Raw genomic sequence first — 23,006 nt, 5'->3', positions numbered from 1 at the left:
ATGGCCCTGCACCAGACCAACAACGAGGACGCGCTCCCGTTCGACGACGTCTACTCGCTGCCCATCAGCGGCCGGGCGCTGCCGAAGTACCAGGTGCCCCGCGGCGTCTCCGACGCGCGCGCCGTCAAGGCCCTGATCCACGACGAGCTGACCCTCGACGGCAACGCCTCGCAGAACCTCGCCACGTTCTGCACCACCTGGGCCGAGCCCGAGGTGCACGCGCTGATGGACGAGTGCCTCGACAAGAACATGATCGACAAGGACGAGTACCCGCAGACCGCCGAGATCGAGAACCGCTGCGTCCACATGCTCGCCGACCTGTGGAACTCACCCGAGGGGGAGACCACCCTCGGCTGCTCCACCACCGGCTCCAGCGAGGCCTGCATGCTCGGCGGCCTCGCCCTGAAGTGGCGCTGGCGCGAACGCCGCCGCGCCGCCGGCAAGCCCACCGACCGCCCCAACATCGTCACCGGCCCGGTCCAGGTCTGCTGGGAGAAGTTCGCCCGCTACTTCGACGTGGAGCTGCGCCAAGTCCCCCTCGAAGAGGACGCGTTGGGGCTGCGCGCCCACCAACTCCGGGACTACGTCGACGAGAACACCATCGGCGTCGTCGCCATCCTCGGCGTCACCTACACCTGCGCCTACGAGCCCGTCGCCGAGTTCGCGGCCGAACTCGACCGCATCCAGCAGGAGACGGGCCTCGACATCCCGATCCACGTCGACGGCGCGAGCGGCGCCTTCGTCGCCCCGTTCCTCCAGCCCGACCTCGTCTGGGACTTCCGGCTGCCGCGTGTCGCCTCCATCAACGCCTCCGGCCACAAGTACGGCATGGCGCCCCTCGGCGTCGGCTGGATCGTCTGGCGCTCGGCCGACCTGCTCCCCGCCGACCTCGTCTTCAGCGTCGACTACCTCGGCGGCGACCTGCCCACCTTCGCCCTCAACTTCTCCCGCCCCGGCGGCGAGGTGGTCGCCCAGTACTACAACCTGCTGCGCCTGGGCCACGAGGGATACAAGGAGGTGCACGGCGCCTGCGCCAAGACCGCCGGCATGCTCGCCGGGAAGCTGCGCGACATGGGCCCCTTCACCGTGCTGCACGACGGACAGGAGGCTCTCCCGGCCGTCTCCTGGACCCTCACCGACCCCAGGAACAGCCCGTTCACGCTGTACGACCTCACCGACCACCTGCGCCGCCGCGGCTGGCAGGTCCCGGCGTACCCGCTGCCCGCCGACCGCGGCGACACGGTCATCGCCAGGGTCCTCGTCCGGCACGGCATCAGCTACGACAAGGTCGTCCTGCTGGCCGAGGACATCCGCAAGGCCGTCGAGCATCTGTCCGCGGGCCCGGCCGCGCACGTCGAGGAGCAGCCGGGCTTCCACCACTGACGCGGGCCGTCAGCCGACCCGTACCTCGTCGACGCGCACCGGCCGGTGGTCGTGCAGCGACAGCGTGCACGCCTCCGCGATCCAGCCCGCCTCCAGCGCGTCCGCGACCGTGCACGGCGAGGGCCGGGTGCCCGCCACGACCTCGGTGAACGCGGTCAGCTCGGCCCGGTAGGCGGCGGCGAACCGGTCCATGAAGAAGTCGTGCGGCGTCCCCGCCGGGAACGTCACCCCCGGCTCCACCGAACGCAGCGGCAGCCGGTCCTCCAGGCCCACGGCGATCGAGTCGTCGAAGCCGTGCAGCTCCATCCGCACGTCGTGCCCCCGGCCGTTGTGCCGGCTGTTGGAGACCACCGCGATCGTGCCGTCGTCGAGGGTGAGCACCGCGCCCGTGGTGTCGGCGTCGCCCGCCTCCCGGATGTAGTCGGCACCCCGGTTGCCGCCGACCGCGTACACCTCGGTCACCTCGCGGCCCGTCACCCAGCGGATGATGTCGAAGTCGTGCACCGAGCAGTCCCGGAAGATGCCACCGGACGCGGCGACATAGGCGGCGGGCGGCGGCGCCGGGTCCAGCGTCGTCGACCGTACGGTGTGCAGGGTGCCCAGCTCACCGCTGCGCACGGCGGCCCGCGCGGCCACGAACCCGGTGTCGAAGCGCCGGTTGTACCCGATCTGGACCGGCACGTCGGACCCCGCGAGCGCCTTGAGCACCTCGACGCCCTCACTCATGGCCTTGGCGACGGGCTTCTCGCAGAACACCGGAACCCCGGCCTCCACCCCGGCCAGAATCAACGCCGGATGGGCGTCGGTGGCAGCGGCGACGACGATCCCGTCCACCCCGGCCGCGAGCAACGCCTCCGGCGAATCCACCACCTCGGCCCCGAACCGCTCCCCGGCGGCTTTGGCCGCGTCCACGAACGGATCGGTCACGACAAGCGACTCGACGACATCGAGCCCGGCCAGGGTCTCGGCATGAAAGGCGCCGATGCGGCCGAGGCCGAGGATTCCGATACGCATGACTGAAACTCCTTGAGCTGAAAACGAAGGGGACTGCAACGCCCTCCAGGGGCGCGGGGCTGTTTCGATTTGCGGCTCCGCCGCGGGGCGCGACCAGCCACAACGGAGCCGCACACGACAACGACACACCGAGTGGCACTCTCCTAGTCGAGCCCCCCCAGCACGTTCTGATCCCAGTCGATCACCGACCCGGTAACCACCCCGGACCTGTCCGAAAGCAGCAGGACAACAAGGTCCGCGATCTCGTCCGGCTGCCCCAGCTTCCCCATCGGCAGCCGCGCAGCGGCCCGCTCACGCCAGTCGTCCCCGGCATCGTGAAACGCCCGCTGCGTCGCGTCCTCCCCCTCCGTGGAGGTCCACCCGATGTTCAGCCCGTTGATCCGCACCCGGTCCCACCGGTGCGCGTGCGCGGCGTTGCGGGTGAGCCCGATCAACCCCGCCTTGGCGGCGACGTACGGCGCCAGAAACGGCTGCCCACCGTGCGCGGAGGACGTGATGATGTTGACGATGGTGCCGGGCGCCCCACGCCCCACCATGTCGGCGACAGCCGCCTGCATCGTGAAGAACGGCGCCTTGAGGTTGATCGCGATGTGCGCGTCGAACAGCTCCGGCGTGGTGTCGAGGAGCGTGCCCCGAGAGGTCAGCCCCGCCGAGTTCACCAGACAGTCGACGCGCCCGTACTCGGCCACGACCCTGGCCACGGACCCCTTCGCCTGCTCGGGATCGGCCAGATCCGCCCGTACGAACAGCGCCTTGCCGCCCGCCGCGGCCAGCTCCGCCACCAGCGCCTCACCGGGCTCGGCGCGCCGGCTCGAGACGGCGACCACGGCCCCCTCACGGACCGCGGCCCGCGCGATCGCCGCGCCGACGCCCTGGCTGCCGCCGCCCACCAGGACGACCTTGTCGTCGAGAAGTCCCATGCTCCTGAGCTCCTTTCAGCTCTCGCGACGCCCGGCCGCGTCCCGCAGGGCGTCCCGCAGCGCCCCGGGCTCCCACTCCCCGCGCAGCGCCCGGCGGACCAGGTCCGCCTGGGAGGGCGGGGCGAGACCGTCGACCGGGGGGTCGCTGTCGAGGTTGGTGGGGAACGGGTAGCCCTCGGCGCTCGCGGCGATCACATGCTCCAGCCAGGACGCGGAGGCACCGTCGGCGCGCCGCTTGAGCAGCACCGGGTAGACGGCGTTCACCACGGCCTCCCGGTCCACCGTCTCCATCGCGCGACCGAACGCGGACGACACCTGGAGGAGGTTGGCCGACCGGCGGACGTCCGCCGAGCGGTTGGTGCCGGCGGCGTGGAACAGCGCCGGGTTGAAGAAGACGGCGTCGCCCTTGGCGAGCGGCAGCTGGACGTGCCGCTCGCCGAAGTAGGCCTGGAACTCCGGCCGCCGCCACGCCAGATAGCCGGGCTCGTACGCCTGCGAGTACGGCAGGTACATCGTGGGGCCGGTCTCGACGGGCATGTCGCAGTGCGCGACCGCGGCCTGGAGGGTGAGGACGGGGGAGAGGCGGTGGACGTGCGCCGGATATCCGGCCGCCGTCGCGTCGGAGAGGAAACCCAGGTGGTAGTCGCGGTGGACGGTCTGGGCGGCGCCGCCCGGGTTGACCACGTTCACCTGGGAGGTGAGCTGGTAGCCGGGGCCGAGCCAGGCCTCGCAGACCAGGGCGAGGACGTCGTTGGCGTAGTAGTCGGCGAACGTCCCGGGGTCGTGCAGGGCCGCCTTCTCCAGCGCGTTCCACACCCGGTCGTTGGCGCCCGGCCGGGCGAAGTGGTCCCCGCCGCCCGCACCCGAGGCCCGCTGCTCCGCGATCAGCGCGTCGAAGACGGCTGTCAGGCGGTCCACCACCGACGGGTCCAGCGCCCCGCGGAAGACCACGATGCCCGGCCCGTCCGTGAGCGCGTGCACCAGCTCGGACTGCACCTCGCGGCGGTCGGCGGTGAGCACATCGCTGTCGTACACCGGGACGTTCCGGTCCACGGAGACCGCGTGCGGGTGGTCGGCGGCGTCGGTGGTCCGCTCGACCAGCGCCCGGAAGGCGTCGAGATCGCAGTCCTGCCCGGAGAGCCAGACGCGTGGGCCTGTTGAGGTGGAGGAGGACATCGTCGTCCCTTCTTCGCAAGGGGCGACGCCGTGACAACCACAACGCCGCCCTGTCATTCTTGTCAGTACAAACCCCTCGAACAACCAGCAGGAAGCCATCAAAAACCCCTCAAGGAGCCGACGTATGGGCCACCCGTTCCCGATCCGGGAGATCGCACGTCAGGCGGGCCTGAGCGAGGCCACCGTGGACCGGGTGCTCAACGGCAGGGGAGGGGTCCGGGAGAGCACCGAGCACGAGGTGCGCCGGGCGATCGCCGACCTCGACCGGCAGCGCACCCAGGTCCGGCTCGTCGGCCGCACCTTCATGGTCGACATCGTGATGCAGGCGCCCGAGCGGTTCAGCACCGCCGTACGGGCCGCCCTGGAGGCCGAACTGCCCTCCCTGCACCCGGCCGTGCTCCGCTCGCGCTTCCACTTCCGCGAGACCGGCCCCGTCCAGGAGCTGGTGCGCACCCTGGACCGGATCGCCCGGCGCGGCTCCCAGGGTGTGATCCTCAAGGCCCCCGACGTCCCCGAGGTCACCGAGGCCGTCGGCCGGCTCACCGCGGCCGGCGTCCCCGTCGTCACGCTGGTCACCGACCTGCCCGCGAGCGCCCGCCTCGGCCATGTCGGCAGCGACAACCGCGCGGCCGGCGCGACCGCCGCGTACCTCGTGGGCCAGTGGCTCGGCGACCGACCCGGCAACATCCTCACCAGCCTGAGCAGCGGCTTCTTCCGCAATGAGGAGGAGCGCGAGATGGGCTTCCGGGCCGCCGTGCGCGCCCGGCACCCCGAACGGGTCCTGGTGGAGATCACCGAGGGCCAGGGCCTGGACGCCACCCAGTACGACCTGGTCCGCGCCGCCCTGGAACGCGACCCGCACATCCGGGCCGTCTACTCGATCGGCGGCGGCAACATCGCCACCCTGCGCGCCTTCGCCGACCTCGGCCGCGAGTGCGCCGTGTTCGTCGCGCACGACCTCGACCACGACAACACCCGGCTGCTGCGCGAACACCGGCTGTCCGCGGTCCTCCACCACGACCTGCGCCAGGACATGCGCGAGGCCTGCCACCTCGTCATGCGGGCCCAGGGCGCACTGCCGCCCGCCGGACCCACCCTGCCGTCCCCGATCCAGGTCGTGACGCCCTACAACCTGCCCCACAACATCCCTACGACGCCGGTACGTTGACCCAGGCGCCGCTCTCCGCCGAGCGGGCCATGGCGTCCAGCGCCGCCGCCGCGCGCACGGCGTCGTCGAGCGTCGCCCCGTGGGGACGGCCCTCGGCGACCGAGTGCAGGAACCGGTACGCCTCGATCACCTTGAGGTCGTCGTAGCCCATGGCGTTGGCCGCGCCCGGCTGGAACGCGGCGAACTCGCCGTCGCCCGGACCGACGTACACCGTGCTGACGGGCTGGTCCTGGTAGGCGGTGCCGCGGCTGACACCCAGCTCGTTCATCCGGCGGAAGTCCCAGAAGACCGCGCCCCTGGTGCCGTGCACCTCGAAGCCGTAGCTGTTCTGCTCGCCGACCGAGACCCGGCAGGCCTCCAGCACGCCCCGGGCTCCCGAGGCGAAGCGCAGCAGGCAACTGACGTAGTCCTCGTTCTCCACCGGGCCGAGTTCGCCGCCCGCCGCGCGGGAGTGGCCCGCGGTGGCGCCGGTCGGCCGGGCCCGCTCCGGCACGAAGACCGCCGTGTCCGCGGTGAGCGCCGCGAGGTCGCCCAGCAGGAACCGGGCCAGGTCGACGCCGTGCGAGGCCAGGTCGCCGAGGACCCCGCTGCCGCCCCGCTCCCGCTCGTACCGCCAGGTCAGAGCACCGTCCGGGTGGGCCGCGTAGTCGCTGAAGAGGCGGATGCGGGCGTGCGTGACCGTGCCGATCTCCCCGGACGTGATCAGGGCGCCGGCCGCCTCCACGGCAGGCGCGTTGCGGTAGTTGAAGCCGACCGCGCCCTGGACGCCGGCCCCGGCGACCGCCGCCGCGACCGCGCCGGCGTCCTCGGCGGTCAGCCCGACCGGCTTCTCGATCCAGATGTGCTTGCCGGCCCCGGCCATCGCGACGCCGATCTCCCGGTGCAGGAAGTTCGGCGCGGTGATGCTGACCGCGCGGATCCGCGGATCGGCCACCACCGCACGCCAGTCGCGGGTCGTCGAGGCGAACCCGAACTGCGCGGCGGCCTCCTCGGCCCGGCCCGGCACCTCCTCCGCGACCGTCACCAGCTCGGGGCGCAGCGCCAGACCCGGGAAGTGGTGCCGCACGCGCGCGTACGCCTGGGTGTGCACCCGGCCCATCCAGCCGAAACCGACCACGGCTACCCCGAGCGCCTCCACCATGACGAACCCTTCATTGGACCGGTCCAGAAGCTTGTCCAGGCCACGATCAGCGCCGGAATTGCCGGTGTCAACCCCTTTGACAACCCGGCGAGCCGCATGGAACGGTCCATCCCATGCGCAGACCGCCGACCATCCGTGACGTGGCCGAACAGGCCGGAGTCTCCAAGTCACTGGTCTCCCTGGTGCTGCGCGGCTCCGACCAGGTGAGCCCCGAGAAGCGGGACGCCGTCCTGCGCGCCGCGAGCGACCTGGGCTACCGGCCGAACGCCGCCGCCCGCAGCCTCAGCGAACGCCGCACCCGGACGGTCGGGGTCCTCCTGAACGATCTGCGCAACCCCTGGTTCGTCGACCTCCTCGACGGACTGAACTCCCTGCTGCACGCGGCCGGCCTGCACATGCTGCTCGCCGACGCCCGCCTCAACCGCCGCGCGGGCCACGACCTGACCGGGCCCTTCACGGACCTCGGTGTCGACGGAGTGGTCGTCGTCGGCACCCTCCCCGACCCCACCGCGCTCGGCCCGGTCGCCGCCCGTCTCCCGGTCGTCGTCGCGGGCGCCCGTGACGAGGTGCCGCCCGGTGTGGACGTCGTCGCCGGTGACGACGAGCGGGGCACCCGGCTGGTCACCGAGCACCTCATCCGGCTCGGCCACCGGCGCATCGCCCACCTCGCCGGCTACGGCGCGGTCGGTGAACTGCGCAGCAACAGCTTCGAGTCGACGATGCGCGAGCACGGTCTGGCGGGGGAGGCCCTGGTCGAACCCTGCGACCTCACCGAGGAGGGCGGCCACCGCGCCGCCGTCCGGCTCCTCGCCCGCGCCGACCGGCCCACGGCCGTCCTCGCCGTCAACGACATCGCCGCCGTCGGTGCCCTCTCGGCCGCCGCCGACCTGGGCCTGGACGTCCCCGGCGACCTCTCGATAGCGGGCTACGACAACACCAGCATCTCCCGCCTGCGCCACGTGTGGCTCACCACCGTCGACAACGCGGGCCACGAGGTCGGCCGCCGCGCCGCCCGCTGTCTGCTCGACCGGCTGGAGACGGGCGGGGGAGCCAGACGGCTCCAGCTGACCGTGCCGACCCTGGAGATCCGCGGCACCACGGGCCCGGTGCGGGACGCCCGGAACGTCACAGGTTGATCGAGTACACCTTCCGCAGCGTCTCGTGCACGGTCCACGTCGTACGGTCGCCCTCGCGCAGGACCGCCATGTCGCCGGGCCCCACCGTGAGCGTCGGCCCGTCCTCGACGTCGATCGTGGCCGAGCCGCTCAGCACCACGAACAGCTCGTCCGCCTCGATGTCCTGGACCACGCCGGGTGTGATCTGCCAGACGCCCCGGATCTGCCGGCCGTCCTCCGACTCCCAGACGACCTTGCCGGTCACCTCCGGCAGCCCGGAGACGACCTGCCCGGGTTCGAGCGGCTCCGGTTCGAGTTCGGCGTCGGGCACGTGCACAACAAAGCTGTGGTCCATACGGCGACCCTAGCCAGCGGCGACCCGCGCGTGACGCCGACAGAGTGTGCGGGATCGGCGGCCCCGGGCGGACACTCCGTCGCGGCCGGGCCCACGGCTCACTGCGTACGCATCCCGCGGGCCCCGCGGCGCGGCCGGCCCCGGCGCAGGTACGAGTAGAGCGAGCCCAGAGCGAACGACTGCACCAGCGCGCTCACCGCGATCCAGCCGACGTACCCGGCCATGTGCACATCGGTCCCGGTCGCCGCCAGCGGCCGGGCGAGCACCAGGGAGGTGGGCGCCGTGAAGAACGCGGGCCAGACCCAGACGAGCCCCGCGTCCCCGGTCTCGTTCAGCAACGGCGTGGCGACACACACCGCGATCGAGGCCCCGACGGCGGTCAGGTACACCGCCGAGGCGGGATTGGCGACGGTCAGACGGACAAGGGCACGACGGTCCATCGGTACTCCCGGTGAGCGGGGACGTGATCAGGTGTCCATCGTCGGCCCGGCACACCGGCCGAGTCGTGAGTAGCCGTACTCATAAGCGGGTGCCCGGCGCACGGGAGAGCACTCGGGGGACCGGTCACCGCCGTACCGCCATGCTCAGCGCGTTCGCCGCCACCACGGCCCCGATCCCCGCCCACTCCGCCGCGCCCAGCCCCTGCCCCAGCACCACCAGGCCCACGAGCGCCGCGAGCACCGGATTGACACTCATGAACAGCCCGAATGTCTGCGCGGGCACCCGGCGCAGCGTGAACATATCGGTCAGATACGGCACCGCGGACGCCAGCACCCCCGCCACCACCGCACACGCCACCGCCTGCGCGCTCGGCGGCCGGTGCAGCGCCACCACCACCCCCACCGGCACGAACATCAGCGCCGACACCCCGGCCGCCGCCGCCGACCCCGTCGCCCCGGGCAGCCGTCGGCCGACCGTGCGGTTGAGGAGGATGTACGCCGCCCAGCAGCCGGCCGCCAGCAGGGCCAGGCCCATCCCGACGTAGTCCGCGGACGGTCCTGGCCGCATCAGGACCACCACACCCGCCGCCGCGACGAGCGCACAGCACGCGTCGAGCCGGCGGCGCGCGGCCGCCAGGGCGATCGCGAGCGGGCCAAGGAACTCCAGGGTCACCGCGAGACCAAGACCCACACGGTCGATCGCGGTGTACAGACTGAGGTTCATCGTGCCGAAGACCAGCGCGAGCAGCAGCACCGGCCACCACTGCCGCCAGGTGAACTCCCGTACGCGCGGCCTGCCGACGGTCAGCAGTACGGCGGCGGCCACGTACTGGCGCACGGCCACCACACCCACCGGGCCCAGCACCGGGAAGGCCAGCGCGCCGATCGCGGCACCGACCTGGTTGGACAGACCGCTGCCGGTCATGGCGAGGGCCCCGGCCAGCGGCCGTTCGGAGTGCTCCTGGGGGAGCGGGTGCGCGGTCCGTGTGCGTACGGGAGCGGTTCGCATGGCCCGATCGTGCGCGCGGCCCGCGATTGCGCAAAATGAATAGGTCGACCGATCTATACGCTGGGCGTATGGATCTGGAACTGCGGCAGCTGCGCTGTCTCGTCGCGATCGTCGACGAGGGCACCTTCACCGACGCCGCCCACTCCCTCGGCGTCTCCCAGGCCGCCGTCTCCCGCACCCTGGCATCGCTCGAAAACGCCCTGGGCGTACGGCTGTTGCGGCGCACCTCCCGCGAAGTGGCACCCACCGCCACCGGACTGCGGGTCGTGGCACACGCCCGGCGGGTGCTCGCGGAGGTCGAGGAACTGGTCGGCGAGGCGACCTCCGGGCCCGCCCGGCTGCGGATCGGCTACGCCTGGGCGGCGCTCGGCCGGCACACCCTGCCCTTCCAGCGCCGCTGGAGCACCGCGCATCCGGACACGGAACTGCACCTGGTGCGCTCGAACTCGCCCACCGCCGGTCTGCTGGAGGGCAGTTGCGATCTCGCGGTGGTCCGCCGGGCCGTGGACGTGCGGCGGTTCGACTCGGTGATCGTGGGCCTGGAGCGACGGCTGTGCGCGCTGTCCTCCGAGGATCCGCTGGCCCGCCGCCGTTCGCTACGGCTCGCCGAACTGGCCGGACGCACACTCCTGATCGACCGCCGCACCGGCACCGCCACCCCCGACCTGTGGCCCCCCGACGGCCGGCCCGAGACCGAGGAGACCCATGACGTCGACGACTGGCTCACCGTGATCGCCACCGGCCGCTGCATCGGCCTGACCGCCGACTCCACCGCCCACCAGTACCGCCGCCCCGGCATCGCCTACCGCCCGGTCCGGGACGCCGAACCCGTCGCCGTACGCCTCGCCTGGTGGCGCGACGACCCGCACCCGGCCGCCCCCGCGGTGGTCGAACTGCTGACGGCCCTCTACCGGGCGGGCTGAGGCCGGAAGCCCGGCCACCCACGAAGCATCAGTAGTGACTTATATAAGCGACCGGTGATACTGTCGCGCCATGCACGCCTTCGATGTGCTCGGCGACCCCGTGCGCCGCAGGATCCTGGAGCTGCTCGCGGACGGCGAGATGACGTCCGGGGCGGTCAGTGAGGTCATCCGCGAGGAGTTCGGGATCTCACAGCCCGCGGTCTCGCAGCATCTGAAGGTGCTGCGGGAGAACGGTTTCGCGACCGTGCGCCCCGACGGCACCCGGCGCCTCTACGCGGTCGACTCCGCACCGCTGCGGGACGTCGACGTCTGGCTGGACCGCTTCCGCCGCTTCTGGACCCCCCGACTGGACGCCCTGGGCACCGAACTGGCCCGCGGCAGACGCGAGCGCCGCCTGGGCGGCGAGGAACCACCGAGGAGCAACCCGTGATCGACGTGACCCACCAGATCAACGCCGTGCACCGCCAGGTCGGCACCCGCCTCTTCAAGGCCGGCGAGGCGCGGATCGTCACCGTCAGCCAGACCTACGAGTCCCCGCTGGAGGACGTCTGGGACGCCTGCACCAACACCGAGCGCCTGCCGCGCTGGTTCGCGCCGGTCTCCGGCGAACTCGCACTCGGCGGCCGGTACGCGATCGAGGGCAACGCCTCCGGCACCGTCGAGCGCTGCGACCCGCCCAAGGGTTTCTTCGTCACCTGGGAGTACGGCGGCGAGGTCAGCTGGGTCGAGCTGCGGCTGACACCGGAGAGCGAGGACCGTACCCGCTTCGAACTGGACCACATCGCGCACGTCGACGACGAGCGGTGGGCCCGGTTCGGACCCGGCGCGGTCGGCATCGGCTGGGACCTGTCCGTCATGGGCCTCTTCCGGCACCTGGCCGGTCAGCCGCAGGTCGGTCCCGCCGAGGCCGAGGCGTGGAGCCTGTCCGACGAGGGCAAGGCGTTCGTCACGGCCGCGGGCGAGGGCTGGTACGAGGCGAGCGTGGCGGCCGGCGAGGACGCGGGGGCGGCCCGCGCCATGGCCGACCGGACCATCGCCTTCTACCGGGGTGAGGTTCCCGGGGACGCGCACTGACGAGGGTTCCTGTGGTGGCGAGGTGAGGGGGGGCGGCCTGCGGGCCGCCCCCCTCGGCGTTCAGCGGGACGTGCGTACGCCGTCCAGCACGATGCCCATCACACGGTCGCGCTGCGCGTCGTCCACGAAGGCCGTCGAGGTGATGCCCGCGACCATCCGCACCAGGTCGCCGAAGTCCATGTCGGGACGGACGACACCGGCCCGCTGGGCCCGCTCGAACAGCGGGGTGCCCGCCGCGTACATCGAGTCGCGGCAGGTCAGCAGGACGTCCGACTCGCTGTCGAGCGCGTCGCGGATGGCCCGCTTGGTCACCATGTAGGCCGCGAACCGCTCCAGCCACGTGGTCAGCGCCTCCCACGGCTCCCGGTCGGCGACCTCCTCGGCCGCCCGGCACAGCTCGTTGACCTCCTCCGCGTACACACTCTCGAAGAGGTGCCGGCGGGTCGGGAAGTTGCGGTAGAGGGTGCCGATGCCCACGCCGGCCCGCCGCGCGATGTCCTCAAGGGAGGCCTCGGAGCCGTGCTCGGCGAAGGCGTCGCGCGCCGCCGCCAGCAGGGCGTCGTAGTTGCGCGCGGCGTCCTTGCGCTGCGGCCGCCGGGACGCCACGAACTCGCTCAGCGCGTACGTCGGCGATGTCATGGCGGCCTCCCGAGCGACCCGGATTGAAACGGAGGGTGGCCTCCGGTAGAGTGGAGGCGTACCTCCACTTTAGCAGTGCGGGGAGATTCCGCCGTGGGCGAGTGCGGCCGCACCCGCCCACGAGACGACATCCCCGTCCGCGCATCCCCCAACGTTCACGACCGCCACCGAGCGGCCGTCGGTGTACCCACCGATCGGGAAGGCTGTTCATGTCCCGCACGTCCTCCCGCCTCACCTTCGCGGTCCTCGCGACGGGTGCGGGCGTCTTCTCCATGCTCCAGTCGCTGATCGCGCCGGCCCTGCCGACCGTCCAGCACGCACTGGACACCTCACAGACCACCGTGACCTGGGTGATGACGGCGTATCTGCTGTCCGCCTCGGTCTTCACCCCGATCCTCGGCCGGGTCGGCGACCTGATCGGGAAGAAGCGCACGCTCGTGGCCGTCCTGGTCACCGTGCTGGTCGGCTGTCTGCTCGCCGCGCTCGCCCCGAACATCGGGATGCTGATCGTCGCCCGGGTCGTCCAGGGTGTCGGCGGCGCGCTGTTCCCGCTGTCCTTCGGCATCATCCGGGACGAGTTCGCGCCCGGCATGGTCAGCCGCAGCATCAGCAACCTGTCCGCCGTGATCGCCGCCGGCGGCGGGGTCGGCATCGTGGCCGCCGGCCCGATCGTCTCCGCGCTCGACTACCGCTGGCTGTTCTGGATCCCGGTCGCGATCGTCGCCGCCACCGTCTTCATCGCCGCCCGCCATGTGCCCGAGTCGCCCAGCCGGGCCGAGGGGAGTGTGAACTGGCTCGGTGCCGTGCTGCTCTCCGCCTGGCTCGTCGCCCTGCTGCTGCCGCTCAGCCAGGCCACCGTGTGGGGCTGGGGCTCGGCCCGGGTGATCGGCCTGTTCGCCGCCGCCGTGGTGCTGTTCGTGCTGTGGCTCTACGCCGAGGCGCGCTCCCGCACCCCGCTGATCGACCTGCGGGTCATGCGGCTCCCCGCGGTGTGGACCACCAACACGGCCGCCCTGCTGTTCGGCGCCGGCATGTACGCGATCTGGACCTTCCTCCCCGGGTTCGTCCAGACACCGTCCTCGGCCGGATACGGCTTCGGCGCGAGCGTCACCACCGCCGGACTGCTGATGCTGCCGATGCTCCTCGCGATGTTCCTCTCCGGGGTGCTCAGCGGGCGTCTGGAGCCGATCGTCGGCGCCAAGGCACTGCTCATCACGGGCGCCTCGCTCGGCGCAGTGGCCTGCGGCTTCCTCGCCCTCTGGCACAACGCGCAGTGGCAAGTCGCCTTCGTCGCCGGGGTGTTCGGCCTCGGCATCGGTCTCGCCTTCGCCGCCATGGCCAACCTCATCGTCGGCAGTGTGCCGCCCGCCCAGACCGGCGCCGCGACCGGCATGAACGCCAACATCCGCACCATCGGCGGCTCCATAGGCGCCGCCGTCACCTCGGTCCTGGTCACCGGCCACGTCCAGCCGAGCGGTCTGCCCTACGACTCCGGGTACACCCACGGCTTCACCCTGCTCGCGGTGCTGCTCCTCGCCGCCGCCCTGGCCGCGTTCCTGGTGCCGGCCACCCGGTCCGGGGCCAAGGCCCGCGCCGCCGGGCAACCGGTGACGGCCGAGGTCAGGTCCGTGGACGTCACCTCCGTGGAGGGGGAGGCGGCGACGGTGGCCTCGGGGCCGCGGACCTGACGGACCCGGGCGCCGTCCCGACCGCCCCGTGCAGGCCGCCCCGTGCAGGCCGCGGCCGCACGGGGCGGTCCCGCGGATGCGGTAGGGTTGACCTGCACGATCACGCGTCAACGGCGTGACGGGCAACGGGACGTGGCGCAGCTTGGTAGCGCACTTGACTGGGGGTCAAGGGGTCGCAGGTTCAAATCCTGTCGTCCCGACGGTGCACAGAAGCCGTCGGAGGCCGTTCTCTCCACAAGGAGAGGGCGGCCTTTCGTATGTCGCGGGCCGCGTTCAGGCGTCAACGTCTGTCCAGCGCTTTACGTCGATGCCAGAGTGACCCACCGTATGAACCGGACTCATTCCGTCGGCGAGAGGGAGTGCATCGTGACCGATCCGTCGTCGCGCGTGTCGGGGCAGGCGGAGGACGAGGCGTCACGCCCCTACCGGCCGGGGTACGAGCTGGTGGCCGAGCAACTGCTGGAGTACATCACCGAGCAGGGCCTCCAGCCCGGTGACCGGCTCCCCACCGAGCGGGGCCTCGCCGAGATCCTGGGCGCGACCCGCAATGTCACGCGGGAGGCCGTGAAGGTCCTGGCGGCGATCGGCCGGCTCAGTGTGCGGCGGGGTGCGGGCATCTTCGTGGCGGAGGGCTCCGGCGGTCCGGTGGACGACCAGTTCCTCCGGTTCCGGCCGACGAGTATGGAAGACGTCCTGATGCTCCTCGACTACCGGTCGGTGATCGAGGCGGAGACGGCCCGCCGTGCCGCCGGCCTTGCCACTCCCGCGCAGGTGCGGGCCATCAAGGACCACGCCCGGGCGACGTTGGACGCCGCCACGCAAAATGACGCGGACGCCTTCGCGCGGGCCGACGCTGCCTTCCACGACACGGTCGGCGCCGCCTCGCACAACGTGTTCCTACGGTCGAGCGTCGCGGGTGTGCGGCGGCTGGCCGGACAGTCCGACGTGCTGCTCTTCCACGGGGACGCGCCCGGGTCGCTGGAGGTCGCGGGGCGGCAGCATCTCGCCGTGGCGGAGGCGGTCGCCGCGGGGGAGGCCGCACTCGCCGAGGAACGGATGCTGGAACACATCGCCACCACGCAGAGCCAGTTCGAGCGGAAGATCCGCGACCGGCTGTTCGACCTGGGCGACCGCGCGGTCCCCGGGGTGCGGGCCGACGACAATTCCGCGGATTCCTCGCCGCCGCATACTTCGGCTTCCCGGTAGCCGCACCCGCATGTCTCTTCCGTCCGCCCGCAGCACCACACGTCTGCCGCCGCGAAGAACCTCACAGCCGTCCTGTCCGCGGCCGACGCCCACGGGAAGCTCCACAAGGCCAGGTTGACCGGGCCGGACACCCGACAGCCGTACGTCACGGGGGAGTTGCGGACCCGCGCCCGCCCCACAACCGCGCTGTCACACCTCTTGCCGCCGTCCCACCGCCACTGCTATTTCTCATTGTTAGGAAAGTTTCCTTACCAATCCGGCTTCGTCGTCAACGAGATGGAGATCATGGTGAGACCCCCACGCACCACCCGACCGCGCTTCTGGGCACGGTCCGTTCTCCTCGCAACAGCCCTCACCGGTGCCCTGGTCGCGCCCAGCGCGGCCGCCGACACCGCCGCCGCGCCACCCCCCGCGGCACCACCCGCCGCTGCCGCGGTCCAGACCTACGAGGCGGAGAGTGCCACCGTCTCGCAGGGCGTCGTGGAGTCGAACCACACCGGCTTCACCGGCAGCGGCTTCGTCAACTACGACAACCTCACCGGCAGTTACGTCGAGTGGAACGTCAACGCCGCCACGGCGGGCAACGCCACCCTCGCGCTGCGCTTCGCCAACGGCACCACCGCCAACCGCGCGATGGACATCCGCGTCAACGGCACCCTCGTCTCCACCGGCAGGGCCTTCAACTCCACCGGCGCCTGGACGAGTTGGAACACCAGCACCCTCACCGCCGCACTCCGGGCGGGCAACAACACCATCCGCGCCACCGCCACCACCTCCAACGGTGGGCCCAACGTCGACCACCTGACCGTCGACATCGGAGGCACGGTGCCGCCCGGCACCACCCCCGTGGGCGCCAACGGCCAGCTCAGGGTCTGCGGCACCAAGCTCTGTAACCAGTCCGGCAACCCCATCCAGCTGCGCGGTATGTCCACCCACGGCACCCAGTGGTACGCGCAGTGTCTGACGTCCGGTTCGCTCAACGCGCTCGCCACGGACTGGAACGCCGACGTGCTCCGCGTGTCGACGTACGTCCAGGAAGGCGGTTACGAGACCGACCCGCGCAAGTTCACCGACCTCGCGCACCGGCTCATCGAGGACGCCACCAGCCGCGGTATGTACGTGATCGTGGACTGGCACATGCTCACCCCGGGCGACCCCAACGCCAACCTGTCCCGGGCCCGCACCTTCTTCACCGAGATCGCCAACCGGCACAAGGACAAGCCCAACGTCCTCTACGAGATCGCCAACGAGCCGTCCGGCGTCTCCTGGAGCACGATCAAGTCCTACGCCGAGCAGATCATCCCGGTGATCCGCAACATCGACAACAACGCCCCGGTCCTCGTCGGGACGCGCGCCTGGTCCTCCCTCGGTGTCTCCGAGGGCGGCAACGAGACGGAGGTCGTGAACAACCCCGTCAACGCCTCCAACATCATGTACACCTTCCACTTCTACGCGTTCTCGCACCGCGAGGACTACCTCAACACCCTCTCCCGGGCCGCCGACCGGATCCCCATGTTCGTCACCGAGTTCGGCACCCAGAACTACGCGGGCGAGGGCTCGAACGACTTCTCCATGTCCCAGCGGTACATCGATCTGATGGCCAGCAAGAAGATCTCCTGGGTCAACTGGAACTTCTCCGACGACGGACGCTCCGGCGCCGTCTTCAACGAGGGGACGTGCAACTCCGGCGGCCCCTGGACCGGCACCTCGTCCCTGAAGCAGGCCGGTGTCTGGATCCGAGACCGCATACGGACGCCGGACTCGTTCCCGACCGGCTGAGTCATCCGTACGACGGCGTGAGAAACGCGCCCCGGGCTCCCCTCCAAGGGGGTCCGGGGCGTTGCCGTGCCGGACGCCGGAGGTGAGCGCACACGACCGGTCCGTGGACGCGGTCTTGACGCCGGACGAGGGGCGATCGACACTCCAGTAGGGAATCCTAGCGAACGGGTAGGGAATCATGGGGCGCGTTGAAGCGGTTGCCGGCCGGGCGAGTCACAGGCCCCGGCGGTCGCCCCTGCTCACCTCCCGCCGTCACATCGACCTGCTGCGTGTGTGCAGCGCGATCAGCCACCGGGGCTGAGCCCGGAGAGACGTCCGCCACCGGGGGCCGGCGACCCCAACAGGCCGCTCACCGCCCCCACATTGGCCGCACACAGGCCCCCCGTACTGCGCGTCGAGCCCGTCGCGCGTCCGTCCGCGCGCCCGATTCCGGGGAGACCCATGACTGTCACACCGTCCGCAGCCACCCGTTCGACCGCGTGTACCACCCCCGCGTTCCGGGGCCGGATCGGCCGCGACGCACGCAGCGGGCACTACGCCGTGCCGCGCCGCTACCGGCTCCACCTCTCGCCCGCCGACCCCGCCGGACTGCGCGTCGCCGTCACCCACACCCTGCTCGGCCTCGCCGACTGCTGTCCCGTCACCCTGCTGCCCGCCGTCCCGGACCGCCCCGGCGGCGGCCACGCGGAACTGGAGCCCCTGTACGAGGCGAGCGCCCACCGGTACGCCGGACCCGCCCTCGCGCCCGTGCTCGTCGACGACTGGTCCGGCCGGATCGTCAGCTCCCACGCCCCCGACATCGTCCGCGACCTCGCCCGCCACTTCGGCGCCGACCGCCCCGCCCTGCACCCGTGCGGGCTGGACGCGGCCATCGAGGACGTCGAGCGGCTGTGCGCGGACGGCGTCGAGGCGGCCGCACAGTACGCGGGGGAGGCCGGCACCGACGCCGCCGAACGCGCCACCGCCGCCGAGGCGTTGCTCACCTCGCTGACCGAGCTGGAGCGACGGCTCGCCGTACAGCCGTATCTCCTCGGCGACCGGCTCACCGCCGCCGACGTCGTGCTGTGGGTGACCCTGGTCCAGCTCGACACCGTGCACCGGCACCACCTCGACGCCGGGGTCGTGCACCGTGTCGCCGGCCACTCCGCGCTGTGGGACCACGCGCGCCGGCTGACCGCCCACCCCGCCTTCGGCGCCCACCTCGACCTCGACGGCATCGCCCGCCGCCACCAGGCGCACTGCCGCGGCCTGGAAGGGGCCGGAGCGGCCGTCCAGATCCTGGACTGGGCCGTCCACGCGACCGGCGCGGGGGGCGCGCGGCTGCGGGCCGACCGGTCCTGAACCCGTCCCACCCAGTGGACCGGCATTGACATCCGCTCGACCGTCGGCCTTAACTTTCGGACACCTGCCCCGACTTCGGTACCAGGCCTGACCTGGTCCCTTCCGGGGCCGCGACCACGAAGGACGACGGACATGCACGCAGCGACGAGGACGGCAGCACGCCGCTCCCACGGCTGCGTACGCCCGCGTACGAACCGTCTGGTCGCCGATCGCGCCGTAGATCTGCTCCGCGTCAGCAGCGCACTGTGTACCGCCTCGGGCCGAGCCCGCCGCCGGGTCTGACCACACCCTCCCCGGCCTCGCACCCGACGGCCACCGCACCGCGGTGAGCCGTCCCCGCCCGCCCGAACCCCCGGTCCCGTGCGCCCCGCGCGCCGTCCACCCGTACCGCGGCCCTCCTCCGGGCCGCCGGTGCGGCGCGGGCGCGCGTGACCCGCCGCGGCTCCGGGGCGTTCCCTCCGAGCCGGAGTCCACCATGAGTGAACCCCCGGGCGCCGCCGTGTCCCTCGCCGAGGCGCCGACGCCACCCGACACCCCGTCAAAACCCCTCACCGCACAGCGGGTTCAGCCACTGCGCCGCCCCGGGCGGTGGATCGCCACCGCCGTCGTCCTCGTGGTGGTCGCCCAGTTCGTGCACGGCCTGGCGACCAACCCCTTCTACCAGTGGGACCGCTTCGGCTACTGGTTCCTGCGCCCCACCATCCTCGACGGCCTGCTGATCACCCTCGAAGTCGCCGCCTACAGCGCTGTCCTCGGACTGCTCGGCGGCATCCTGCTCGCCCTCGCCCGGCTGTCCAGGAGCCCGGTGCTGCGCGCGGTCAGCTGGACGTACATCTGGGCGCTGCGCTCGATCCCCCTGATCGTGGTGCTGCTCTTCCTCTACAACTTCAGCGCCCTGTACCGCACGCTCAGCCTCGGCGTCCCGTTCGGACCCGCCTTCCTCACCTTCGACGAGTCACGGCTCGCCACCGACATGGTGGTCGCCGTCATCGGCCTCAGCCTCAACGAGGCCGCCTACGCCGCCGAAGTGGTCCGGGGCGGCATCCTCTCCGTCGACCAGGGCCAGCACGAGGCCGCCTCGGCGCTCGGACTGCCCAAGCGCTACCAGTTCCGGCGGATCGTCTTCCCACAGGCCCTGCGCTCCATCACCCCCAACTACGTCAACCAGCTCATCGGCCTGATCAAGAGCACCTCCCTGGTCTTCTACGTCTCACTGCTCGACCTCTTCGGCTCCGCGCAGACCATGGGCGCCACCTACCCCGGCGACATCGTCCCGCTGCTGCTCGTCGTCACCGTCTGGTACCTGATCCTGACCAGCGTGGTCTCCGTCATCCAGTTCTACGTCGAGCGGTACTACGCCCGGGGAGCCACCCGCACCCTGCCGCCGACCCCGCTGCAACGACTCCGTACCGCCGTGCGCGACGTACGGGAACGCGCCCGCAGGGAGACCGCCGTATGACTGCCACCGCTGCCACCGCCACCGTCTCCACGAACACCACCGTCTCCGCCGTGCCCGCCGCCGTCGAGGTGCACGGGGTGCACAAGTGGTACGGCGCCCACCGGGTCCTCGACGGCATCGACCTGACCGTGCGGCCCGGCGAGGTCACCGTCATCCTCGGCCCGTCCGGCTCCGGCAAGTCCACCCTGCTGCGGGTCATCAACCACCTGGAGAAGCCCGAGATCGGGTACGTCAGCGTCAACGGCGAACTCATCGGCGTACGCCGCCACGGCGAAGGGCTCAAGGAGCTGAGTGAGCGGGCCATCCTCGGCCAGCGCGGGCGGATCGGCTTCGTCTTCCAGAACTTCAACCTCTTCCCGCACCTCACGGCCGTCGACAACGTGGCCGCCGCGCCCGTCGCCACCGGCCGCACGGGCAAGGCCGAGGCGTACAAGCTGGCGCTCTCGCTCCTCGACCGGGTCGGACTCGCCGACAAGGCGGACGCCTATCCGCGCCAGCTGTCCGGCGGCCAGCAGCAGCGGGTCGCCATCGCCCGCGCCCTCGCGCTGCGCCCCGGCGTGATCCTCTTCGACGAGCCGACCTCCGCCCTCGACCCCGAACTCGTCGGCGAGGTGCTCGCCGTGATCAAGGACCTGGCCACCAGCGGCACCACCCTCGTCGTCGTCACCCACGAGATCGGCTTCGCCCGCGAGGTCGCCGACCGGGTCGTCTTCCTCGACGCCGGCCGCATCGTCGAACAGGGCCCGCCCTCCGAGGTGCTCGACAAACCGCAGCACGAACGGACCAGGGACTTCCTCAGCAAGGTCCTCTGAAGCAAGGGCCGCTGCCCGGCGCCCCCTCCCGCCAAGACCGTAAAGACTCCACAGACAGGAACCGTCATGCCCAGCGCCCTCTCCCGCCGCCACCTCCTGCGCGGACTCACCGCCGCCTCCGCGCTCGCCGCGCTCACCCCGGTCCTCTCCGCCTGCGGCGGCGAGAGCGACGCCGCCACCACGACCGACGCGGCCGGTACGGTCACCATCGGCCGGCTCTCCAACGGGGCCGCCAAGGAGACCTCGCTCAAGGTCGCCGAGGTGAAGTCGATCAGCGCCCTGCTGCCCGACGCCGTCAGAAAGCGCGGCACCCTGGTCGTCGGCTCCGGCTCCCTGCCGTCCGGCAATCCACCGCTCGGCTACATAGGCGACGACCAGAAGACCCTCACCGGCTCCGAGCCCGACTTCGGCCGGCTGGTCGCCGCGGTGCTCGGCCTCAAGCCCGAGGTGTCCAACTCCACCTGGGAGAACCTCTTCATCGGCATCGACAGCGGCAAGGTCGACGTGGCGATCTCCAACGTCACCGTCACCGAGGAGCGCAAGAAGAAGTACGAGTTCGCCTCCTACCGCAAGGACGACCTCGCCTTCGAGGTGCCCAAGGACAGCGACTGGAACTTCGACGGCGACTACCGCAGCCTCGCCGGCAAGACCGTCACCGTCGGCAACGGCACCAACCAGGAGAAGATCCTCCTGGAGTGGAAGGCGAAGCTCGCCGAGGAGGGCAAGGACCTCACGGTCAAGTACTACCAGGAGACCAACAGCCTCTACCTGGCCCTCACCAGCGGCAAGGTCGACGCCTACTTCGGCCCCAACCCGAGCCTCAGCTACCACGCCACGAAGACCGCCGGCACACCCAACGCGACGCGGATCGCGGGCCAGTTCTCCGGCGCCGGCGAGACCCTCCAGGGCCTGATCGCCGCGACGGCCAAGAAGGGCAGCGGCCTCGCCGAACCCCTCGCCGCCGCCATCAACCACCTCATCGAGAACGGGCAGTACGCCCAGTGGCTGAAGGCCTGGAACCTCTCCGCCGAGGCCGTCGAGAAGTCCGAGGTGGACCCGCCCGGCCTGCCCCTGGACAACTCCTGACCCGCCCGCAGGCAAGTAGGAAGGCACCCCTCGTGTCCGCTGACCCCTCCGCCGATCCCTCCGCCGACTCCCCGCTGCATCTCGCCGTCGCCCTGGACGGCACCGGCTGGCATCCCGCCTCCTGGCGCGAACCGGTGTCCCGTCCGGGGGAGTTGTTCACCGCCGACTACTGGGCCGACCTGGTCGCCGAGGCCGAGCACGGGCTGCTCGACTTCGTCACGATCGAGGACGGCCTCGGCCCGCAGACCTCCCGGTTCCTCGACCCCGACGACCGCACCGACCAGGTACGCGGCCGGCTCGACGCCGTACTGATCGCCTCCCGCGTCGCCCCGCTGACCCGGCACATCGGCCTGGTGCCGACCGTCGTCGCCACCCACACCGAGCCGTTCCACATCTCCAAGGCCATCGCCACCCTCGACTACGTCAGCACCGGCCGAGCGGGACTGCGGGTGCAGATCACCGCCCGTCCCGACGAGGCCGCCCACTTCGGCCGCCGCACCATCCCCAGGATCGAGGCGTACGAGGCCCCGGAGACCCAGGAGCTGGTCGCCGACCTGTTCGACGAGGCCGCCGACCATGTCGAGGTGGTGCGCCGGCTGTGGGACAGCTGGGAGGACGACGCCGAGATCCGCGACGAGGCGACCGGCCGCTTCGTCGACCGCGACAAGCTGCACTACATCGACTTCGAGGGCCGCCGATTCAGCGTCAAGGGCCCCTCCATCACCCCGCGCCCGCCGCAGGGCCAGCCGCCGGTCACCGCCCTCGGGCACGCCACCGTGCCCTACCGGCTCATCGCCCGCCAGGCCGACGTCGGGTACGTCACCCCGCACGACACCGACCACGCCCGCACCATCGTCGCCGAGATCCGCGCCGAACAGGTCGCCGCCGGCCGCGCCGACGAACCCCTGCACGTCTTCGCCGACCTCGTGGTCTTCCTCGACGACGCCGCCGCCGCGGCCCACGCACGCCGGGAACGGCTCGACGCGCTCGCGGGGGAGCCGTACACCAGTGACGCCCGGGTCTTCGCCGGCACCCCGGCCCAACTCGCCGACCTGCTCCAGGAGTTCCGGGCGGCGGGGCTGAGCGGGTTCCGGCTGCGGCCCGCCGTGGTCGGCCACGACCTGCCCCTGATCAGCCGCGGGCTCGTGCCCGAACTCCAGCGCCGGGGCGCCTTCCGCCGGGCCTACGAGGCGGACACCCTGCGCGGTCTGCTCGGGCTCGCGCGCCCCGCCAACCGCTACGCCGCAGCCACGGCAGTCTGAGCCGGAGGGACGACCG

General features: G+C 71.9%; 23 protein-coding genes and 1 tRNA gene. 16 read left to right on the top strand and 8 right to left on the bottom strand.

The features are described 5' to 3' along the window. Window positions 1-1,383 carry a glutamate decarboxylase gene (locus ACIQAC_RS05985; RefSeq protein ID WP_402187430.1) on the top strand — a complete coding sequence of 461 codons (1,383 nt, stop codon included), beginning with the start codon at window positions 1-3 and terminating at the stop codon, window positions 1,381-1,383. 9 nt (window positions 1,384-1,392) lie between these two features. Here the strand turns inward: ACIQAC_RS05985 and ACIQAC_RS05980 are convergent, their stop codons facing one another. The 3 genes from ACIQAC_RS05980 to ACIQAC_RS05970 all read right to left on the bottom strand — a co-directional run bounded on the left by ACIQAC_RS05980 (window position 1,393) and on the right by ACIQAC_RS05970 (window position 4,493). After that, window positions 1,393-2,397, bottom strand: coding sequence for a Gfo/Idh/MocA family oxidoreductase (locus ACIQAC_RS05980; RefSeq protein WP_402187427.1), 1,005 nt, complete (start codon window positions 2,395-2,397; stop codon window positions 1,393-1,395). Window positions 2,398-2,540: 143 nt separating this feature from the next. Continuing rightward, window positions 2,541-3,317 (bottom strand): SDR family oxidoreductase, encoded by a 777-nt coding sequence (locus ACIQAC_RS05975; protein ID WP_402187425.1) that lies wholly within the window; start codon window positions 3,315-3,317, stop codon window positions 2,541-2,543. Between the two features lie 15 nt (window positions 3,318-3,332). Beyond that, a complete protein-coding gene (locus ACIQAC_RS05970) occupies window positions 3,333-4,493 on the bottom strand; it encodes a phytanoyl-CoA dioxygenase family protein (RefSeq protein ID WP_402187424.1) in 1,161 nt (386 codons plus the stop codon). 124 nt (window positions 4,494-4,617) lie between these two features. Between ACIQAC_RS05970 and ACIQAC_RS05965 the strand changes: the two genes are divergently transcribed. Next, on the top strand, window positions 4,618-5,661 hold the full coding sequence (locus tag ACIQAC_RS05965; RefSeq protein WP_402187421.1) for a LacI family DNA-binding transcriptional regulator: 1,044 nt from the start codon (window positions 4,618-4,620) through the stop codon (window positions 5,659-5,661). Here the strand turns inward: ACIQAC_RS05965 and ACIQAC_RS05960 are convergent. Beyond that, complete coding sequence (locus tag ACIQAC_RS05960; RefSeq protein ID WP_402187418.1) at window positions 5,642-6,802, bottom strand: Gfo/Idh/MocA family protein; 1,161 nt, start codon at window positions 6,800-6,802, stop codon at window positions 5,642-5,644. The two genes, ACIQAC_RS05965 and ACIQAC_RS05960, sit on opposite strands and share 20 nt — an antisense overlap. Before the next feature lie 113 nt (window positions 6,803-6,915). Here ACIQAC_RS05960 and ACIQAC_RS05955 point away from each other — a divergent pair, with 113 nt between their 5' ends. Continuing rightward, window positions 6,916-7,938 carry a LacI family DNA-binding transcriptional regulator gene (locus tag ACIQAC_RS05955; protein ID WP_402187416.1) on the top strand — a complete coding sequence of 341 codons (1,023 nt, stop codon included), beginning with the start codon at window positions 6,916-6,918 and terminating at the stop codon, window positions 7,936-7,938. On the opposite strand, the gene ACIQAC_RS05950 is transcribed toward ACIQAC_RS05955, so the two are convergent. From ACIQAC_RS05950 to ACIQAC_RS05940, 3 genes are all read right to left on the bottom strand, one after another. After that, window positions 7,928-8,272, bottom strand: coding sequence for a cupin domain-containing protein (locus ACIQAC_RS05950; protein WP_402187413.1), 345 nt, complete (start codon window positions 8,270-8,272; stop codon window positions 7,928-7,930). The genes ACIQAC_RS05955 and ACIQAC_RS05950 overlap by 11 nt on opposite strands. A 98-nt stretch (window positions 8,273-8,370) precedes the next feature. Continuing rightward, entirely contained in the window at window positions 8,371-8,712 is a 342-nt protein-coding gene (locus ACIQAC_RS05945; RefSeq protein ID WP_402187410.1) for an SCO4225 family membrane protein, read from the bottom strand. Window positions 8,713-8,836: 124 nt separating this feature from the next. Next, complete coding sequence (locus tag ACIQAC_RS05940) at window positions 8,837-9,721, bottom strand: EamA family transporter (RefSeq protein WP_402187407.1); 885 nt, start codon at window positions 9,719-9,721, stop codon at window positions 8,837-8,839. A 68-nt stretch (window positions 9,722-9,789) separates the two neighbouring features. On the opposite strand from ACIQAC_RS05940, the gene ACIQAC_RS05935 reads away from it, so the two are divergent. The 3 genes from ACIQAC_RS05935 (at window position 9,790) to ACIQAC_RS05925 (ending at window position 11,718) form a co-directional block, all read left to right on the top strand. Beyond that, entirely contained in the window at window positions 9,790-10,644 is an 855-nt protein-coding gene (locus tag ACIQAC_RS05935; protein WP_402187405.1) for a LysR family transcriptional regulator, read from the top strand. Window positions 10,645-10,714: 70 nt separating this feature from the next. Continuing rightward, window positions 10,715-11,074 (top strand): ArsR/SmtB family transcription factor, encoded by a 360-nt coding sequence (locus tag ACIQAC_RS05930; RefSeq protein ID WP_402187402.1) that lies wholly within the window; start codon window positions 10,715-10,717, stop codon window positions 11,072-11,074. Next, window positions 11,071-11,718 carry an SRPBCC family protein gene (locus ACIQAC_RS05925; protein ID WP_402187400.1) on the top strand — a complete coding sequence of 216 codons (648 nt, stop codon included), beginning with the start codon at window positions 11,071-11,073 and terminating at the stop codon, window positions 11,716-11,718. The genes ACIQAC_RS05930 and ACIQAC_RS05925 overlap by 4 nt, the downstream gene beginning before the upstream one ends. Before the next feature lie 60 nt (window positions 11,719-11,778). Here ACIQAC_RS05925 and ACIQAC_RS05920 read toward each other — a convergent pair whose 3' ends face one another. Continuing rightward, window positions 11,779-12,357, bottom strand: a complete 579-nt coding sequence (locus ACIQAC_RS05920; protein WP_402187398.1) for a TetR/AcrR family transcriptional regulator — start codon at window positions 12,355-12,357, stop codon at window positions 11,779-11,781. A 209-nt stretch (window positions 12,358-12,566) separates the two neighbouring features. Between ACIQAC_RS05920 and ACIQAC_RS05915 the strand changes: the two genes are divergently transcribed. From ACIQAC_RS05915 to ACIQAC_RS05870, 10 genes are all read left to right on the top strand, one after another. Beyond that, a complete protein-coding gene (locus ACIQAC_RS05915) occupies window positions 12,567-14,045 on the top strand; it encodes an MFS transporter (protein ID WP_402187396.1) in 1,479 nt (492 codons plus the stop codon). Window positions 14,046-14,171: 126 nt separating this feature from the next. Continuing rightward, window positions 14,172-14,245, top strand: a tRNA-Pro gene (locus tag ACIQAC_RS05910). Between the two features lie 166 nt (window positions 14,246-14,411). Beyond that, window positions 14,412-15,251, top strand: a complete 840-nt coding sequence (locus ACIQAC_RS05905) for a FadR/GntR family transcriptional regulator (protein ID WP_402187393.1) — start codon at window positions 14,412-14,414, stop codon at window positions 15,249-15,251. 276 nt (window positions 15,252-15,527) lie between these two features. Continuing rightward, on the top strand, window positions 15,528-17,030 hold the full coding sequence (locus ACIQAC_RS05900) for a cellulase family glycosylhydrolase (RefSeq protein ID WP_402187391.1): 1,503 nt from the start codon (window positions 15,528-15,530) through the stop codon (window positions 17,028-17,030). Window positions 17,031-17,208: 178 nt separating this feature from the next. Beyond that, window positions 17,209-17,331: a putative leader peptide gene (locus tag ACIQAC_RS05895; protein WP_402187389.1), complete on the top strand. Its 123-nt coding sequence runs from the start codon at window positions 17,209-17,211 to the stop codon at window positions 17,329-17,331. A 140-nt stretch (window positions 17,332-17,471) separates the two neighbouring features. Next, a complete protein-coding gene (locus ACIQAC_RS05890; protein ID WP_402187386.1) occupies window positions 17,472-18,371 on the top strand; it encodes a glutathione S-transferase C-terminal domain-containing protein in 900 nt (299 codons plus the stop codon). 475 nt (window positions 18,372-18,846) lie between these two features. Further along, entirely contained in the window at window positions 18,847-19,830 is a 984-nt protein-coding gene (locus ACIQAC_RS05885; RefSeq protein WP_402187385.1) for an amino acid ABC transporter permease, read from the top strand. After that, window positions 19,827-20,642, top strand: coding sequence for an amino acid ABC transporter ATP-binding protein (locus tag ACIQAC_RS05880; protein WP_402187383.1), 816 nt, complete (start codon window positions 19,827-19,829; stop codon window positions 20,640-20,642). The genes ACIQAC_RS05885 and ACIQAC_RS05880 overlap by 4 nt, the downstream gene beginning before the upstream one ends. Window positions 20,643-20,708: 66 nt before the next feature. After that, window positions 20,709-21,728, top strand: coding sequence for an ABC transporter substrate-binding protein (locus ACIQAC_RS05875; RefSeq protein ID WP_402187381.1), 1,020 nt, complete (start codon window positions 20,709-20,711; stop codon window positions 21,726-21,728). 32 nt (window positions 21,729-21,760) lie between these two features. Continuing rightward, window positions 21,761-22,990 carry an LLM class flavin-dependent oxidoreductase gene (locus ACIQAC_RS05870; RefSeq protein WP_402187378.1) on the top strand — a complete coding sequence of 410 codons (1,230 nt, stop codon included), beginning with the start codon at window positions 21,761-21,763 and terminating at the stop codon, window positions 22,988-22,990. Window positions 22,991-23,006 lie beyond the last annotated feature (16 nt).

This window comes from Streptomyces sp. NPDC088387 (assembly GCF_044753385.1).
In the GTDB taxonomy this organism is placed as follows: domain Bacteria; phylum Actinomycetota; class Actinomycetes; order Streptomycetales; family Streptomycetaceae; genus Streptomyces.
The sequence above is the reverse complement of the archived record's forward strand: the minus strand, read 5'-3'. Positions and strand labels throughout refer to the sequence as shown.

Excerpts from the sequence above, each read along its gene's own strand:
- ACIQAC_RS05985 (WP_402187430.1), top strand. The coding sequence starts at position 1 with ATGGCCCTGCACCAGACCAACAACGAGGACGCGCTCCCGTTCGACGAC.
- ACIQAC_RS05980 (WP_402187427.1), bottom strand. The coding sequence starts at position 2,397 with ATGCGTATCGGAATCCTCGGCCTCGGCCGCATCGGCGCCTTTCATGCC.
- ACIQAC_RS05975 (WP_402187425.1), bottom strand. The coding sequence starts at position 3,317 with ATGGGACTTCTCGACGACAAGGTCGTCCTGGTGGGCGGCGGCAGCCAG.
- ACIQAC_RS05970 (WP_402187424.1), bottom strand. The coding sequence starts at position 4,493 with ATGTCCTCCTCCACCTCAACAGGCCCACGCGTCTGGCTCTCCGGGCAG.
- ACIQAC_RS05965 (WP_402187421.1), top strand. The coding sequence starts at position 4,618 with ATGGGCCACCCGTTCCCGATCCGGGAGATCGCACGTCAGGCGGGCCTG.
- ACIQAC_RS05960 (WP_402187418.1), bottom strand. The coding sequence starts at position 6,802 with ATGGTGGAGGCGCTCGGGGTAGCCGTGGTCGGTTTCGGCTGGATGGGC.
- ACIQAC_RS05955 (WP_402187416.1), top strand. The coding sequence starts at position 6,916 with ATGCGCAGACCGCCGACCATCCGTGACGTGGCCGAACAGGCCGGAGTC.
- ACIQAC_RS05950 (WP_402187413.1), bottom strand. The coding sequence starts at position 8,272 with ATGGACCACAGCTTTGTTGTGCACGTGCCCGACGCCGAACTCGAACCG.
- ACIQAC_RS05945 (WP_402187410.1), bottom strand. The coding sequence starts at position 8,712 with ATGGACCGTCGTGCCCTTGTCCGTCTGACCGTCGCCAATCCCGCCTCG.
- ACIQAC_RS05940 (WP_402187407.1), bottom strand. The coding sequence starts at position 9,721 with ATGCGAACCGCTCCCGTACGCACACGGACCGCGCACCCGCTCCCCCAG.
- ACIQAC_RS05935 (WP_402187405.1), top strand. The coding sequence starts at position 9,790 with ATGGATCTGGAACTGCGGCAGCTGCGCTGTCTCGTCGCGATCGTCGAC.
- ACIQAC_RS05930 (WP_402187402.1), top strand. The coding sequence starts at position 10,715 with ATGCACGCCTTCGATGTGCTCGGCGACCCCGTGCGCCGCAGGATCCTG.
- ACIQAC_RS05920 (WP_402187398.1), bottom strand. The coding sequence starts at position 12,357 with ATGACATCGCCGACGTACGCGCTGAGCGAGTTCGTGGCGTCCCGGCGG.
- ACIQAC_RS05915 (WP_402187396.1), top strand. The coding sequence starts at position 12,567 with ATGTCCCGCACGTCCTCCCGCCTCACCTTCGCGGTCCTCGCGACGGGT.
- ACIQAC_RS05900 (WP_402187391.1), top strand. The coding sequence starts at position 15,528 with ATGGAGATCATGGTGAGACCCCCACGCACCACCCGACCGCGCTTCTGG.
- ACIQAC_RS05895 (WP_402187389.1), top strand. The coding sequence starts at position 17,209 with ATGGGGCGCGTTGAAGCGGTTGCCGGCCGGGCGAGTCACAGGCCCCGG.
- ACIQAC_RS05890 (WP_402187386.1), top strand. The coding sequence starts at position 17,472 with ATGACTGTCACACCGTCCGCAGCCACCCGTTCGACCGCGTGTACCACC.
- ACIQAC_RS05885 (WP_402187385.1), top strand. The coding sequence starts at position 18,847 with ATGAGTGAACCCCCGGGCGCCGCCGTGTCCCTCGCCGAGGCGCCGACG.
- ACIQAC_RS05880 (WP_402187383.1), top strand. The coding sequence starts at position 19,827 with ATGACTGCCACCGCTGCCACCGCCACCGTCTCCACGAACACCACCGTC.
- ACIQAC_RS05875 (WP_402187381.1), top strand. The coding sequence starts at position 20,709 with ATGCCCAGCGCCCTCTCCCGCCGCCACCTCCTGCGCGGACTCACCGCC.